This window comes from Pleomorphochaeta sp. (assembly GCF_050031695.1).
GTDB lineage: Bacteria > Spirochaetota > Spirochaetia > Sphaerochaetales > Sphaerochaetaceae > Pleomorphochaeta.
On sequence record NZ_JBNAIC010000044.1, the window covers coordinates 12,244 to 29,048 of the forward strand.

Below are 16,805 nucleotides of genomic sequence, written 5' to 3' on the forward strand. Positions count from 1 at the left end.
GAGGTATTTATTTAAGTAAACAATTACTACTTTATTCTAAGTAGTAATTTTATATTTAATTTCACCTTAATTAATAAGGCAAAATTAAATAATCATTAATCTTTTATCATACAATGATAAGAAGATATTATTTTAAACTTTCAAAAACTTTTACTACAGTTTCTTTTTCTAATTTCACAGGATTTAAACCCATACAGCCATTAGCCATAGCATCTTTAGTCATTTTTTCAATTCCATCAGATTCCATTTTATAATTTTGTAGATTCATCTTTGTTTCTAATTGTTCAAATAAAGCATCTAGTTTATTTTGCATTACAGCTACTGCTTCTTCTTCTTTATAATTAGCTTTATCTAAATAATCTACAAGCATTTTAATATTATGAACTTTATCACCTGCATAGTCTAAAGCACTCTTTTGAATTACTGCACATGCTATTCCATGAGGTACTTTATATTGACTTGTTAATTGACAACCCATCGCATGACCCATAGTTCCACAACAATGACTCATTGCAACACCTGCTATACATGCAGCGAAAGACATATTGCTTCTTGCTTCAATATTTGTACCATCTATTCTTGCATCATTTAAATTATTTAAAATGAGCTCAATAGATTTCATTGCTAAAATATTGGTTAATGGATTTTCTATAGTAGAAACTAAAGATTCTAATGCATGACTTAAAGCATCTAATCCTGTTGACACAGTAACACTTTGTGGCATACCTACTGTTAATAAAGGATCAATAATTGCAACATTTGGAGCCATTAAATCTGAAGTTAAACTCTCTTTTAAATTAGTTTTACCATCTGTTATTACAGAATATCTTGATACTTCAGAGCCTGTTCCAGCAGTAGTTGGAACAACAATTAAAGGTAATGTTTTTCTAATTTCTAATTTATCTACATTTGAATCATAATAATCTTCAACACAGTTTGGAGTATAAGCAATTACTGAAGCCGCTTTTGCACTATCTATTGGACTACCACCTCCAAAAACTATAAGACCATCACAATTATTATCTTCAACTACTTTTTTCAATTTATTTACTAAATCACTTGTTGGATTAGGTAATACTTCATCAAAAATTACAGCTTTCTTAATACTAGTAATAGCCTCTCTTGTAGTAGGAACCTTCATTAAAACAGAATCTGTAACTATTATAGGATTATTAATTTGAAATTGATCAATATAATCTTCTATCTTTTTTACAGAGTTTTGTCCAAACTCAATTTTTGTTGGACAATAAAAATCAAACATATCTAACATTATTTTAACATCCTTTTCATTCATTTAAATTTACTTAAACGATGATTATATAAATAACAGAACATTTGCTTCAGTATCTGTATTAATAATAATACCGAAGCTAATATTCTGTTTTCACTCTAGAAATTATCACTAGATTATATCTTTAAAAATTAACTAATTTTTAAATCTTCATTTGCTTTTTTAGCAGTTAAATTCTTATATGTACCAATTCCTGTAACAGCTAGGAAGATTGCAATAAATGGAGTAGTCCAGTTTACAACAGCCCAAATAGCATAATCCGCAGTACTAACTCCTAAAGTTGTAGCAAAGAAAATACCTGCAGGTGTCCAAGGCATTAATACCTCTAACATTGTACCTGTATCTTCAGAAGTTCTAGATAAAACTCTTCTATCAATACCGTACTCATCATATTTTTCTCCCCAGATTTCTGCTGAAACGAAACTACAAGCACCACCGTTAGCAGTTGTTGCAATCAAAGCAAAACCTGTAATAATTGAAGATACAATAATTGATGATCTTGATTTACAATTTTTAAAGATTGCTTCTGCTGTAGCTGGAATAGCATTAATAGTTTTTAATACACCAACTGCAAAAAGAATTGTTACTAATATTGCAAGTAGTCCACCAAAGTTCCAGAAACCACCTCTTTCAAAGTAACCTAAAATATAAGTTGAACCCTCTACAGGTAGTGAATATGTATACCAATCAACCATGCTTAATTTAAATCCAGAGTTAAATCCTTTTAAAACTTGAGCAATTGAGAAGCCTTGGAATAAAATTGCATTTAAAAAAGCAACAGCTGTAGCTACAATTAATACAGGAATAGCAGGTTTTTTAAATAATGAACCAAATAAAACAATTGCTAATGGAATTAGTAAAAGAATATTAAAGTTAAATATACCTGACATATCACCTAAAAGAGTAACAATTTCTGGTGTATTTAAATCAGTTGTTGTTGCAGGGAATACAAAACCACAAACTGTATAAACAATAATACCAATTAATGTTGCAGGTCCTGTTGTCCAAACCATTGATCCAACGTGATCATATAAATCAACCTTACAAGCCATAGCAGCAATATTAGTTGCAGCAGAGATTGGAGATAATTTATCACCAAAATATGCACCACCAATAACAGCACCAGCTACGATTGCAGGATTAGCACCAAGAGCTGTACCAACACCCATCATAACAATACCAATTGTTGCGCCAGATCCCCAAGACATACCAGTAAAAATTGAGAAAATGATAGGTAATAATAAAGCCATTAAATAAATTAATGTTGGATTTATCAATTTAATTCCATAATAAATAAGCATTGGAATTAATCCACTCATAATAAATGCTGCAATTAATGGTCCAATAACTAATAATATTAGCATGCCTGGAACTACTTCTTGAATACTCTTAATAGCTGAGGCAAAAATATCATCCCATTTTTTATTAGTAAATACTAAAATGTATATTGATGAAATAATCGCTGCAAAAAACATTACTGATTCTACGGACTGCTTATACTGAGGAGCCCCCACTAATACAGGAATAAATAAACCAGCAAATATCACAAGAATAAATATTACTGTTGCTACAATTTGTTTTTGTAGTGTCACTTCTTTGTTTTTCAATTAAAAACCCTCCAATTAATTTGTTTCTATTTCATTTTAGAAATCATTTGATAAAATAATTCGTTAAATTTCTCAATGTTTATAATCTTATCCGGCATGTCGACAACATTTACGCTATCATCATCTTGACTTCCATCTTCATCAATTTGCATCCATCCAGTTTTCATATTATCTTCGATTTTGCAAATTCTCTTTTCAGATGTACTAAACAATTCAGGATTTGTTAAATAAATCGCAGTACATAAATCCCAGTTTATAAACACTTTTCTATTACCATATGCTGCGTTAATTGCTTTAATCCAATTAGAGAGAATAGGTTTACTCCATCTCATGAACTCAGTATCCATTTGGATCATATCTTCTAAATCATCTAATTTATAAATAGCATCCTGAGTACATTGAGCTGAAAGAATTGATAAATTTGGACAATTATATAAAACTTTAGCTGCAGATTTATAATCAACAGAGAAATTTAATTCATTTAATAGAGAACCATTTAAATATAGAGGTTCAGTAATTCCACCCATGATAATTAATCTTTCAATTTTATTAAAAAATTCAGGGTCTTTAGTATAAGCACCAGCTATATTACATAATGAACCTATAGCTAAAACTGTGATTTCACCAGGTGCTTCATTTGCGGCTTTTACTAAATAATCAACAGCTTCTGAATCATAACTTTCAGGCCATCTACCACCTTTATATATAGGAACATCAGTAATTCCTAAATCTTCCCACATTTGTACAGTATTACAATAAACTACATGTAATGCATTATTAGCAAATGTACAGGTTACAGCTTGAAGATCAATATCTTCATGCATATATAAATATGCAAAAGTCAATCCATCATCAACATCACTTTTTCTAACACCCATAGTATTATCAAAGTCTAAAATAACTTTCTTTTTCATAACTTCTTATCTCCAAGTTTCTAAGAATGTATTAAGTATTAAATAAACAGAATGACTTCCTGCATCTAATGATCCAATACTTCTTTCTTGTAAAAATTTTGCTCTACCTTTAGTTGCTTTCATCTTTTGTGTAGCTAAAGAACCTTCATGAGCTCCATCCTTTGCAATTTCCATCAATTCAACTAAATCATCGCCATTAAATGAATCACAAGCATCTTTTGCACCATAAAGAGCATCCATCATAGTTTTTTCACCACGATTAGTACCTGTTAATTCATGAATAACATTGATTGTATCTTCAATGCTTTTCTTATAAATTTGAGCGTTTAACTCTTTTTCACCATTCAATAATGTTGCTAACTGTATAAATAGGGAACTAAAAATAGGGCCAGAAGCACCACCCATATTTTTAAGCATTGCATATCCCATTGCTTTAAATACTTCATGTGCACTAGATGAATCATCTAATTCACTAACACTTTCAAAAGCATTTTTGAATCCTCTAGCAATTGTAGTTCCATGATCTCCATCGCCAGCTTCACCATCTAATTTACATAAATATTGAGAATTCTCATCAAAGACTTTATTTAAGTTTGATGCTAAGTTCTTATATCTATTTTTTACACCGATTAATGATTGAAGATATTTCAATCCTTTCTCAGCTTCATCAAAAGGTCTTCTATCCTTTCCATTCCAAATAAATAAAGCATTACCAACTTCAGTACCACTTTCTACAAAAGTTTCCATATCAAGGTAACCTTCATATTGATTTTTCTTTAAAATACTAATTATTTTTTTCCAATCAATGTGACCAGTTCCAGGAACTCCTCTATGGTTTTCACTTACATGAACACAACCAATATAAGAAATATTTTTTTCAAGAGCACTGTAAATATCATCTTCTTCTATATTCATATGGAATGTGTCAACTAGTAGTTTTACGTTATCTAAATCAACAAGTTTTAAGAATTCAACAGCTTCATCAATAGTATTGAAGAAATCAGTTTCAAACCTATTAATAACTTCAATGTTTAATGTAATGTTTTTCTTTTTTGCATAACTTCCAACTTCTTTTAAAACATTTGAAGCATTATTCCATCTTGTTTGTTTAGACACTTGTGAAAAGCCTTGCCATGGAGCATATAAAACACCATTTAAATTTTTCCCATTTCCAAAAGCTACTTTATCAACACATTCTTTTAAATAATCAATTGCTTTTTGTCTAACATTTTCATCTTCACTACTAGGATCACACTCAGCTGATACACCAGTACCACAAATAACATCAAGTCCCAAATCTTTAGCACATGATAAAGCATCATTTATTTTTTCATCAGAATTTCCAAACAATGATATCTCTGCTCCATCAAAACCTAGTTCTTTAACTTTATTTAAGTATGGGATAATGTCATCCGACCATGTTTTACAAAACATAGACATGTGTACACATACTTTCATAAGAGCTCCTTTTATTTTTATATTTTTATTATTTTCTTTATAATTACTCTCAATAGATTTACTATCTATTTTTTTTTGTAACATAATTGTTTCTTCATAAACGATAGGACTATCTGCTCCATCAAATGCTATCGATTTTTTCTTTAATAACTTTTTATCAGCTTCAACATCAAAGATTTTTGCAGCTTTTTCATTTACATAAGCATTTTCTTCAAGCATTAATCTCTTACTACAAGTAATATTGTAATTTATTTCTAAAACTCTAAATATTGATTGTGCTGCTCCTGCTACCGATAAGAAATCTTTAGAAAAACCTGGTACAAGATTTGTAGAAATATAAGATTTTGAAATCCAAATAGGTTGATTATCAATATATCTTATTCTTTCTAATAGTATACATTCTTCATTTTCTTTAATATTTAAGTGTTGTGAAATTTCACTGTTTGTTTCAATTACTTGATAATTTTTTATTTTTGTAGTTGGAACGTGACCTTGTCTTGAAACCTGAGATGTAAAACTATTCATCCATGTCCAGTCTTTGTTGTATAAATCATTTATAAAAGTTCCAACTCCATGAACAGTTCTAATAATACCTTTATCAAGTAACAACTTATAAGCTTTACGAACAGTAACTCGACTAACATCATATTGTTGCTGAGTCTTTAATTCACTATTCATTGGCTCGCCGCTTCTTAATACACCTTCTTTAACTTGTTTTTCAATATCATCAGCTATTATTTTATATTTAGGAATAGATTTTTTCATTTCTTATTTAACTCCATTTTTGACAATATTTACTACCTGTTTCTTTTATCTCTTTAAATATTATTTTCATATTTGATAAATCATTTTCACATATGTATTTACCCCATACACTTCTTCCAACAGCGTATCCACAACAGCCAGCTTTACCAGCTATTTCAAGTTGTTGTTTAAACTCGTTATCAGGAACACCAGAACTTAATAAAATCCAAGGAGTATTTAATAAAGAATTAACTGATTTACAAATTTCTAGATTTTTCTCATAAGAAAGTTCTTTTATATTTCCAGGGAATAAAATTTTATATATATCAACCTTAAATTTTTTTAGACGATTTAACATAGAAAGAGTTAATCCTAAGAAATCTTCTTTATTAAAATCGCATAAAATTGGTTCTAATAAAAATGGAACATTATATTTTCCACATTCATCTTGAACATATGAAATTACTTTATCCATTTCATCAGCTATACTCTTTTCAGGGTTATATAAAACAAATAATTTAACCATATTACATCCGCTATTTGCTAATTCTTCAATTGTAATATCTTCAGTTAAATAATCTAAACCTGATGCAATTTTATCCATATCATAATTAAATTTTTCAATACCAATTAAAGCATTTCCCATTTTTAATCTGCTATCTAATTTTTTATTATCTAAAAAATAGAAAGGATCAACTAAATTTGCTGATGGCATATCATCTAATGCTTGAATTATTCTAATTTTTTCTTCTAATACTTCTTTTTTGCTAACGAATCTACCTTTTTTTTCTTCAATTACATTTGTAAGAACGTCACGGTGATCAATAGCAAATATATGAAATATTCCTTCTTCACTAAGTTCGTTGATTTTTTCTTTTTTTGTCATTTTAATATCTCTTGTATTTTTCTATCTTTATCATTGGAATATTCATTTGATCTGCTAATTTTTTCATGGAATTAACTATTTTTTTTGGACATACTATTAAATGATGTTCAACACCATTGTTGAAAATAGTATCTACTATATCTTCAACACTAAACTCTTCACCCAAATAATTAAATTCATTTAAATATCCTCTAGTGCCACTGTATCCACTAGTTGAATCTTGAACCTTGCATTCAAATGCAAATAATTTATCATTGTTACTGTAACGCAATACAGTCATATCAGTTTGCTTAAAATGGTAATCATAAGATAATCCCATTAATTCACGATTAGGATTTTTTCTATCTAGCATAGGATGATTAATAATTCTAACCCCGTCAGTTGGTTGCAAATCTTTACTTCCTATACCACAATGCCATAACAATAAACTTTTACTTTTTTCATCAATACTTGTTAAATCCATTAATGTAGGAACTGTATTTGATAATTCTTTAGCAAATAACAATGAAATTGCTCCACCAATATCACCTTCACATGCTGTAGGAATATTAAGTTCACTACCAAATAGGCTATAAATTACGCAAGGTACTATTTGAAAAGCATCTTGAAAATCAGGCCAACAACTTCCAGCTAAACAATCAATATTATTTTCTAATAAATATTTTTTTAGTGTCACATAAACTTTTGCACTGTTTATAATTGATTTTTCTTGAACATCAATTATATTAGTAGAATTCTTAATTAATTTAATAGCTTCATCTACTTCTTGAGGGCTAACTTTTTTTACATTTTCAACAATAAAATCCATATCAAAATTTACTAACTTCATGTTAGGGAATCTTTTATTTACATTATTATTTTCTAAATTATAGAAAGTAGGTGCTACATCTCCTAATATACCAATTGTTGCATTTTCAATATTCTTTTTGGCCTTAGCTACAAGCAAATTATTTTCTAATCTTTCTTTTACTAGATTATCTTCAATATCACCATAATACCAATCACAAGTCACTTTATTCTCAAATTTTCTTTGAGCTATACTACTAAATAGATTAGCTGAAACAGCTGCGTTTAATTGAATATCACCTTCATTAAAAGGTTCTTTAGGAAACCAAAGACCAATTGGATATTTTACATTTTCAAAAGCCATCATTATATCGCCTGATGAAAAATCTGCTAAGAATATAATTAAATAATCAATTTTATTGGTATCAAAAGAATCTCTTGCTTTTTTTGCTTCATCCCCATCTTTGATTGGACCAACACTTACTATATCCATATCAAAAGGAGAAACAAATGTTTCTAATTGGCTTAAAGCTTTTTCATGAAGTTTATTTTCAACTCCATAATAATTATCACTGTGTGAAATAAGGAATCCTATTTTTGTGCGCATTAGTTTATCTCCTATCTGAATAATGGACCTTCAGCTTCAAAATCATAATATTTAACAATTTCATCATCACTTTTACACAACGAGATAGAGAATCCTGCCATTTCTTGAGTAGTTACATAAAGACCAACAAAATTTCTAACAATATTAATGCCTTTTTCACTTAAATATTTTTCGATTTCGTCATAAACAATATACATTTCTAAATAAGTCATTGAACCAGCATTGTTTAATAAAACTAAAACATCATCACCTTCTTTATAGGGTTTGTCTTCTACAATTTTATCAAGCATATATTTTACTAATTCATTAGCTTTTGGTAATTTCATTCGGCCTGTTCCAGGTTCTCCATGTACACCCATACCTACTTCAATTTCATCTTCAGGAAGCTCAAATGTTTTTAAACCTGATTCTGGATTTACACCACCTTCTATTGCTACACTTAATGTTCTTGTGTTATCTCTAACTTTTTTTGAAAAATCAATTAATTCATCAATTTTCATACCATCTTCAGCAGCTGCACATGTAAGTTTAAAAGGGAAAAATAGACCTGCTGTTCCACGTCTTTCTTCTTCCATTCCCTTTGGTGCGCTTGATACATCATCCCAAAGAACTACAAGCTTTACTTCAATTCCTTCAGCCTTTGCTAACATTTTTGTCATCTTAGCATTTAAAATATCACCTGAATGAGAAGAAACTAAAATAAGTATGTCTTTATGGCCATCTTCATGAAGGGTTTTAACCGCTTTCATCATATCAATAGATGATGGTGCTGTGAAAATTTGACCACATACATTTGCATCAAATAATCCTTTTCCAACTAGATCAACCATTGCAGGTTCATGTCCAGAACCATTACCAATCATTACTGCTACTTTATTAGGACTCTTTTTGTTTTTTCGATATAGTACATTCTCTTGTTTTAAAACGACTCTGTCATTGTTCGCTTTGGAGTATCCTGATAACATATCTTTTAATAAAGTTTCTTTATTATTAATTATTTTTTTCATCCCATCTCCCTGTTATTTAATTAATAATACATGTATTTAAAATCATTAATTAATACATGTATTATATGTTGGGTTTTCTAATCTGTCAAACTTTTTTTTAATTAATTTTATAGTTTTATTAAATCATTATATTACAAGTATTTATTTGAATTCCAACTACAATAATCCCTCTTCAACATACTAAAAAAGCTATATTAAAATTAAAAAAATTATAAAAAAAATTACATAATAAGATACATGTATTATCTATTTTTAATACAAGTTTTTCTACTGTTAGTTAAATTTAAAACCTATAAAAAAAACAAGTTTAAAATATTATTTATCATTAAATTTGTTATTGGGATAAGTAAATTATCATCGTTTATAAAGATATTTTTATATCTATTAACATGTATAGAATGAACAAAAATAATTGTTTTTCTTGTCTTATTTAGAAATAAAAAAATTAAATTAAAATAAAGTAAATCTATAATTGAAAAAAATAACTAAAGAGCATATTCTGTTACAAATTTTATCAGGGAAACAACTATGTCCAATCTTTTATTCGGTCAAATGCTAGCTATCATTGTAGCTATAACATCTGCAGAAAAATCTATCATTTTTTCATACTTAGGGAAAAATATATCAACAAGAGCAACAGTGCACGTAAGACTTTGGATAGCTACCCCTATTATTATTATATTAGCTTTATTAACAGAAGGAACGTCTTTTTTAAATATAACAATTAGCACATGGATAATTTTATTAACATCAGGAGTTATTGGATATTTTATATGTGATTCCTTTGCTTTTTGGGCTTATGCTAACTTAGGACCAAGAGAATCTATGGTAATAATGACTTTAAATCCAATATTTCACTCAATATTATCATATTTCTTTTTTAGCGAAGTCCTTACTTTTAGACAAATGTTTGCAATATTAATTACTATTACAGGGATTATAACATTAATATTAAATCAAGAAAAAAAAGATAATATCATTTTAAGAAATCATCAAATAAAAGGAATATTTTTTGCATTTTTAGGAGCAATCTTTCAAGCTATTTCTAATATTCTTGCAAAAAGTGCTTTAGATAATTTAGGGCCAATCAGTACTAATTCTATTAGAATGATTGGAGGATTGATAGCCGCTGCTATTTTCGCAGGTGTTTATAGAAAAGAATTTATCCATGATTTTAAATTATTCAATAATAAAAAAGCTTTTTCTCTTCTTTCTATTGCAACTATAAGTGGTCCAATTATAGGTATAACTGTTTTATTAACATCTTTTAATTATGCTCCCGTAGGACTTGTTACTGCTATTGCACAAATAAGCCCAATATTTATTCTTATATATGAGATTACCATTTTGAAAAAAGGTATAAAACCATTAGAAATGTTTGGAACTTTGATATCTGTATTCGGAGTTACATTAATGTTTTTATAAATTATTAGTAAAAAACTACTGTAAGTTAATTTATCATACAGTAGTTTTTATTATTTATTATTTATTTTTCTTCATCTAATAGTCGTTTTTCACCTTCTAAAGCTCTAATTCCTGAAATTTCTTGACTAACTTCAATAACACCTTTATATACATCACCTTCAAATAAAGGGAAATATCTAATATGGATAAATGAACCATTCATTTGTATCCAGAATTCAGCACTATCGCGTTTTTTCTCTTTAAAATCACTAACTATTTTCTGTACAACATGAACACTTTTAGGTGGATGACAATTTTGGACATCTCTTCCAATTATACCAGGAGATCTTGGGAATATTCTCTCTTTTCCTTGACTAAAATATCTAACCTTATCATTTTCATCTACAAAAGTTATATCTATAGGAAGAGTTTTCAACATTAAATCGATTTGAGATATACTTAATTTTCCTATGCTTAAATCTAGTAGATCATTTTCACTGTTATTGTTAGATGAGTTTATATCAAATGATGGTCTCTCAATAATTTCTGGTGCCCACAAATTACCAGGTTTAATCCATGCATATCCTATTTCACTTTCACCTTTTCTTATTTCTACCCATTTTGATTCAGGAAGTTTTCTTAAAGCTGTAGGAAATAATATTTTTTCTTCCATAAAAACCATTCTCTTTAATTGAGGTATTAAAGATTTAGATAGAGAAACACAATCTTCAACTTTTTCTTCAGCTACAGCTTTAGAAAGCTGTGAAAATAAATCTCTAATTTCATCATGCTTTCCCCACATTACTTTAGATGGTCCTGAAAATCCAACATCTTCTAAAAATGGGAAAAGTTGATTTTCTTTCCTTGTATAATGAATATCGATTAAAGCTAAATTACTTAAGGATTCATTAAATAAATCGAAATTATTACTTCTCTTTAATTTTTTATAAGATTTTTTGAAACTCTTTATATGTTTTTTTAATTCTTTATTTTCAGCTCTATAATTTGCAATAGGATGTCCACTTATTTTCTCACTACCAGAAGACTCTTTCTTTGATGCGTTTTTTAGAGCATCGTGAAAAGTATCTACATGTAGTTCACAAAGCTTTTGAACTTCTTCAACAGCCACACCTTCAGCTATTAATGCTTGCTCTGCTTCTGCAATCTCTTCAGGACTTAATGTATCAAGCAAAGTTTTAAAATCTTTTTTTATTTCTTTTTGTACTGCACTATTATCTTTAGCTTCATTTAGAGCTTTAATAATTTTACTTAATTCATCTTTTCTTTTTTGATTATTATTAAGATTTTCTGACATATTTTTGCCTCCTATTAAATCTTTCAAATTTGCATTAAAAGAGACTCCTAATTCTTCAAAATCTAATATCATAGAGTTAAACTCACTTATAGGAATCACTTTTTCAGCTAAAGGTAATAATATATTTTTTTCACGGTAAAGAAGTTTACCTATACTTAAATACATTTCACCATATATTTTATTAAACTTATCAAAATCTAAAGAATCTTCACTCAACATTTTTATTAGTATTTTTAATTTTTTTAAAATCCCATCTTGTATATGCCACATTAATTTTATGCAATTCATATTATTAGTATATTTTTCTAACATAGGAAAAAGTGAATTTTGTATTTTTAGATAATGTGGCCTTATACTAAGATATTCGATTAAGGTATCTTTTAATTTTAGAATAGAATCAGTCTTTATTTCTTTTGAACTTCGAAAATCTTTTACTATTTCTATATATATTTGACTAGTTTTATTTTTATGTTCTTCAATTAGAGTATTTTCTCTAAGCAATAAAGATAAGAAAGGTATACTTGTTGTATAAGGTATTTTTGAATCTAGACCTTTTTCACAAGCTCTAATAAATTGTGCAACAATTTTTTCTATATAATCATAATCATTTTCATTTTTGATATATTTATCAATAACAGCATTTACTTCTTCAGCTGCACAAGCTTCTAAATATTTTTTATATTTTTCATATAGTTCAAGTGTCTTTTCGCCTTGAGATAGTAGAACTATATAATCATATAGTTTAGAAGTTATTTCTTCATTCTGTATCATAAACCTCCCTATTTCTAAATTAATTTATTACTCAAAATTATTATCTATATATCGTATATAAAATTTGATTTAACATTTAATAATAAAAAAACATAGAAAGATTATATTAAGAATAAACCCTAGTAGTACTGACGTCAACAAATTATAAAAAGCTTCTTTTTCAATAAAATTTCCCCCATAAGATAATTATGAGGGAAGAAGAATAATTACATTCATTCTACTATATATTTTTTTTAGTTCTTTTTCTTTTAATTATAGGTATAATTCCAGTTAATACTACAATTATGATAAATAATAAAGAAATAGGGCGAGTAAAAAATATTGATGGGTTGTTATCAGAAAGAACTAAAGATTGTCTCAAGGATTCTTCAACTTTTGGTCCAAGAATAAATGCAATTACTAAAGGAGCTGGTGGATAACCATTTTTCAACATGACATATCCTATTACACCAAATAAAAGACTAACACCTACTCCAACTATTGTTCCATTGATTGCATATCCACCAATTAAACAAAAAGCTAATACTACAGGATATAAAATTGATGATGGGATATCAACAATCTTTATAGCAAACTTACAAGCTATTAATCCGATAAAATACATCAATATATTAATAACAAAAAAGGCAAAAAAGACTGTATACATTAAGTTACCTTGGAATCTAAATAATTGAGGTCCTGGAGTTAAACCATGTATCATTAATGCTCCTAAATATATAGCAGCTGCAGAAGATCCTGGGATTCCTAATGTAAAAGTTGGAATTAAAGTACCTCCAGTTACCCCATTATTTGCAGATTCTGAAGCTATAATGCCTTCATAACTACCTTTTCCAAATTCTTCAGGAGTTTCTGAAGCTCTTTTTGCATCATCGTATGCAATAAATGAAGCAACGCTTCCACCTGTTCCTGGAATAGCTCCTACTATTACTCCAATAAAACTAGATTTTATAAGCAACCAAAGGTATGGGAAAATAGTTTTTATAGATAGCTTTCCTTCAACTTTTACACCTTTAGGAACATTAAATTTAACTTGTTTTTCAATTTGAACAAAAATTTCTGCTATAGCAAATAACCCAATACAGACAGGAATAACACCTAGTCCGCCATATAAATATGGTAAATGGAATGTAAATCTAGAAACTCCAGAAATCATATCTACACCTATAGTAGAAAAAAGTATTCCTAAAGACGCAGAGATAAAACCTTTTATAGGTTTACTACCACTAATTCTAGCTATAACGGCTAATCCTAAAAACGTCAAAGAAAACATTTCTGGTGGTCCAAATTTAAGTGCAAGTTTTGCTACCTGAGGCGCGAATAAAAGAAGAAAAATACCACTAATAAGCCCACCAATTACAGAAGCATATAATGCTAAGTATAAAGCCTCAGAAGCTCTTCCTTTTTTCGTTAAAGGATAGCCATCCCAAGCTGTAGTTACAGAAGATGGGGTTCCAGGTGTATTTATTAATATAGCAGTTATAGCGCCTGCATAAGTACCTGCACAATACACTCCAGTTAAAAGAAGAATACCATTAATAGGAGATAATCCAAAAGTAAATGGTAATACTAAAGATAAACCTAAAGTTACAGTTAGACCAGGCATAGCTCCTATAAATAGACCTATCATTACTCCTAAAATCATCAATACTAAATTCTCAATAAGAACTATTTGACTTAAAGCATATGTTAAATAATCAATTAGCATGTAAATATCTCCTTAAGTTAAAAAAATATGCATGTTGGTAAAGATCTACCAACAAATTCGGTAAAGATATATTTGAGAGTAATACTAGTTACAAATGGTACTATTACTACTAAATACCACGTTCTATTTCCCATAATTAACATAATTGCAACTAATAATAATATAGTACTAATAGTGAACCCTAATATTGGAAATAACTTCATCCAAGCTATAATTAAACCAATTGTAACTACAACTCTAACATAAGCTTTGATATTAAAATTACTCTTTTCAATAACATTTTTATTATCTCTATTTTTAACTATAGAAAATACAATCTCTAAAATACTTAAAAAAATAATTAATAGGGAAAGAACATAGGGAATAGTTCGCGAATTTATTCCAGCCCTAGCACTTTCATCCAATTGACTTATATCAATTTGAGATGGAATAAGTAGAAAGATAGAAATCCCAATAAGAGCAGTTACAATACTCGGTAGGTTTTGTTTCATTTTATTTAACATTAAAAATCTCCTATTTTTTTTCTTGGCAGAATACCAATACATTTAATTTCGAATTTATCTTGAAACAATTTAAAACAAGTAGGAATTTATTAATTCCTACTTGAGTGAAAAACTATCTGTTTAAAATCTCTTTATACATTTCATAATCTTTTGTTATTTTAGCCTTCATAGTGTCCCCATCACGAATTAATAATTGTTGTCCTCTCTCTTTTACAAAGGCTTTAAATGCATCGCTTTCAGCAGCTTCCATAGCAGCTTCTTCAAGAGTTTTTACTACATCATCAGGTGTTCCTTTTGGGGCAAGTAAAAACCAATCAACACTAAAGACTAAATCAAAACCTTCTTCTTTAAATGTAGGTACATCTGCAAACATAGTTGATCTTTCTTCAGAAGCTATAGCTAATACTCTTATTTCTCCTGATTCAATATAAGGAACCATAGCACCTGCAGTACCTCCTACTACATCTATATGGTTACCTAATAATGCTGCGATAGCTAAAGCACCACCTTCAAATGGGACATCCCTAAATTTAAGATCGGTTTGATTAAAAAACTCTTGTAAACAAAGATGGTTTATTCCGCCTATACCAGAATGTCCACGATTAATAACTTTTCCTGTATTAGCTTCAGCTAAAAGGTCATCTAATGATTGCCAAGGAGAATCAGTACGAACTGCAATTACACTTGCTTCTGCTGAAAAGCCTGCTATACATTCAAAACTATTAATATCATATGGTAAATCAAGCTTATTAGGTTGTGTCGTCATAGGATCAGATGGTGAAAATAATAAAGTATATCCATCAGGAGCAGCTGTAGATACTACTGAAGAGCCAACAGTTCCTGAAGCACCTGAAATATTCTCAAAATTAAAAGGTTGACCTAATATTTCTTCAACTTCTTTAATTAAAACACGTCCAGTAAGATCTGTTCCACCACCAGCTCCATAAGGACAGATAACTTTAACCGCTTTATTCGGATACACAACATTTTCTTCTTCTTGTCCTGCAGCAAAACTATATACGCTTACTATAATAAGTATTACAAATACTGCTAAAACTCTTTTTTTCATTTAATTTCTCCTTTTAATTCAAAAATATAATTTTTATTATTCTAATTTCTTTAAGACTCTGATTTTTAACAAATAATATTTAAATAACTTTACTTAACAATGTTATATATTTATTTTTTACAAACCAAAATTAGATATGGAATCCTCCTCTCTTCCATATTAATCTAAAGAACTTTAATAATTTAAATATTAGATATAAAAATAAAACAGCATAAATATTAAAAGACCATAAAAAAAATATTAAATTATTTAGTTTACATAAAAGGGATATTTGACAAATAATCACTAATATAAGCACAATATATCCACTATATAAAAAAATCTTGCTATAGTTTCCCATATAATGGGAATTCCTATATCTCAATTATAAATCAATACTCATAATTGTCAAGGTTTTTTTACTCGTAAAAAACTATAATTGTAACAGTAATTTTGACGATTGAAGTAAAACTAGTAAAATATAAGAATCTTTTCAAATAAAAAAAATCTCGGTTTCATTAATTTTAGAAACCGAGATTATTTTTATTTAAATTAACAATATTTACTTAATATTTGTTAAATCGTAATTTTAAATAGTATCATTAAAGTGCATAGAGTTTATCAATCTCTTTTTTATAGCACTCCATGATAATATTACGTTTTAATTCTAACTTTGCACTTAATTCCTTTCCAACTTCAAAAGGTTTTTCAAGAATAATAAATCTATTAATTAGTTCATGATTTTTAAACCCTAATTTA

General features: G+C 28.3%; 12 protein-coding genes. 1 reads left to right on the forward strand and 11 read right to left on the reverse strand.

The annotated features are described in order from the left end of the window. Nucleotides 1-127: 127 nt before the first annotated feature. From ACPKM0_RS07930 to ACPKM0_RS07960, 7 genes are all read right to left on the reverse strand, one after another. Nucleotides 128-1,270 (reverse strand): iron-containing alcohol dehydrogenase family protein, encoded by a 1,143-nt coding sequence (locus ACPKM0_RS07930; RefSeq protein ID WP_472474929.1) that lies wholly within the window; start codon nt 1,268-1,270, stop codon nt 128-130. Nucleotides 1,271-1,422: 152 nt separating this feature from the next. Beyond that, entirely contained in the window at nt 1,423-2,898 is a 1,476-nt protein-coding gene (locus ACPKM0_RS07935) for a Na+/H+ antiporter NhaC family protein (RefSeq protein WP_472474931.1), read from the reverse strand. Nucleotides 2,899-2,924: 26 nt separating this feature from the next. Then, complete coding sequence (locus ACPKM0_RS07940; RefSeq protein WP_472474932.1) at nt 2,925-3,812, reverse strand: nucleoside hydrolase; 888 nt, start codon at nt 3,810-3,812, stop codon at nt 2,925-2,927. 6 nt (nt 3,813-3,818) lie between these two features. Further along, entirely contained in the window at nt 3,819-6,035 is a 2,217-nt protein-coding gene (gene dhaL, locus ACPKM0_RS07945) for a dihydroxyacetone kinase subunit DhaL (RefSeq protein WP_472474934.1), read from the reverse strand. A gap of 7 nt (nt 6,036-6,042) precedes the next feature. After that, complete coding sequence (locus tag ACPKM0_RS07950) at nt 6,043-6,900, reverse strand: hypothetical protein (protein WP_472474936.1); 858 nt, start codon at nt 6,898-6,900, stop codon at nt 6,043-6,045. A gap of 1 nt (nt 6,901) precedes the next feature. Continuing rightward, complete coding sequence (locus ACPKM0_RS07955; protein ID WP_472474938.1) at nt 6,902-8,293, reverse strand: hypothetical protein; 1,392 nt, start codon at nt 8,291-8,293, stop codon at nt 6,902-6,904. A gap of 11 nt (nt 8,294-8,304) precedes the next feature. Beyond that, nucleotides 8,305-9,300 carry a dihydroxyacetone kinase subunit DhaK gene (locus ACPKM0_RS07960; protein ID WP_472474940.1) on the reverse strand — a complete coding sequence of 332 codons (996 nt, stop codon included), beginning with the start codon at nt 9,298-9,300 and terminating at the stop codon, nt 8,305-8,307. A gap of 528 nt (nt 9,301-9,828) precedes the next feature. On the opposite strand from ACPKM0_RS07960, the gene ACPKM0_RS07965 reads away from it, so the two are divergent. Further along, nucleotides 9,829-10,725 carry a DMT family transporter gene (locus ACPKM0_RS07965; RefSeq protein WP_472474942.1) on the forward strand — a complete coding sequence of 299 codons (897 nt, stop codon included), beginning with the start codon at nt 9,829-9,831 and terminating at the stop codon, nt 10,723-10,725. A gap of 61 nt (nt 10,726-10,786) precedes the next feature. Here the strand turns inward: ACPKM0_RS07965 and ACPKM0_RS07970 are convergent, their stop codons facing one another. From ACPKM0_RS07970 to ACPKM0_RS07985, 4 genes are all read right to left on the reverse strand, one after another. Beyond that, complete coding sequence (locus ACPKM0_RS07970) at nt 10,787-12,790, reverse strand: DUF438 domain-containing protein (RefSeq protein ID WP_472474943.1); 2,004 nt, start codon at nt 12,788-12,790, stop codon at nt 10,787-10,789. A gap of 220 nt (nt 12,791-13,010) precedes the next feature. Then, the gene (locus tag ACPKM0_RS07975) at nt 13,011-14,495 is read right to left on the reverse strand and encodes a tripartite tricarboxylate transporter permease (RefSeq protein WP_472474945.1); all 1,485 of its coding nucleotides are present in this window, start codon (nt 14,493-14,495) and stop codon (nt 13,011-13,013) included. A 17-nt stretch (nt 14,496-14,512) separates the two neighbouring features. Continuing rightward, nucleotides 14,513-14,998 carry a tripartite tricarboxylate transporter TctB family protein gene (locus tag ACPKM0_RS07980; RefSeq protein ID WP_472474947.1) on the reverse strand — a complete coding sequence of 162 codons (486 nt, stop codon included), beginning with the start codon at nt 14,996-14,998 and terminating at the stop codon, nt 14,513-14,515. A 112-nt stretch (nt 14,999-15,110) separates the two neighbouring features. Then, a complete protein-coding gene (locus ACPKM0_RS07985) occupies nt 15,111-16,067 on the reverse strand; it encodes a tripartite tricarboxylate transporter substrate binding protein (RefSeq protein WP_472474948.1) in 957 nt (318 codons plus the stop codon). Between the last annotated feature and the right edge of the window lie 738 nt (nt 16,068-16,805).

Coding starts and splice junctions, on each gene's coding strand:
- ACPKM0_RS07985 (WP_472474948.1), bottom strand. CDS start 16,067: ATGAAAAAAAGAGTTTTAGCAGTATTTGTAATACTTATTATAGTAAGC.
- ACPKM0_RS07960 (WP_472474940.1), bottom strand. CDS start 9,300: ATGAAAAAAATAATTAATAATAAAGAAACTTTATTAAAAGATATGTTA.
- ACPKM0_RS07980 (WP_472474947.1), bottom strand. CDS start 14,998: ATGTTAAATAAAATGAAACAAAACCTACCGAGTATTGTAACTGCTCTT.
- dhaL (WP_472474934.1), bottom strand. CDS start 6,035: ATGAAAAAATCTATTCCTAAATATAAAATAATAGCTGATGATATTGAA.
- ACPKM0_RS07930 (WP_472474929.1), bottom strand. CDS start 1,270: ATGTTAGATATGTTTGATTTTTATTGTCCAACAAAAATTGAGTTTGGA.
- ACPKM0_RS07940 (WP_472474932.1), bottom strand. CDS start 3,812: ATGAAAAAGAAAGTTATTTTAGACTTTGATAATACTATGGGTGTTAGA.
- ACPKM0_RS07955 (WP_472474938.1), bottom strand. CDS start 8,293: ATGCGCACAAAAATAGGATTCCTTATTTCACACAGTGATAATTATTAT.
- ACPKM0_RS07950 (WP_472474936.1), bottom strand. CDS start 6,900: ATGACAAAAAAAGAAAAAATCAACGAACTTAGTGAAGAAGGAATATTT.
- ACPKM0_RS07965 (WP_472474942.1), top strand. CDS start 9,829: ATGTCCAATCTTTTATTCGGTCAAATGCTAGCTATCATTGTAGCTATA.
- ACPKM0_RS07975 (WP_472474945.1), bottom strand. CDS start 14,495: ATGCTAATTGATTATTTAACATATGCTTTAAGTCAAATAGTTCTTATT.
- ACPKM0_RS07970 (WP_472474943.1), bottom strand. CDS start 12,790: ATGATACAGAATGAAGAAATAACTTCTAAACTATATGATTATATAGTT.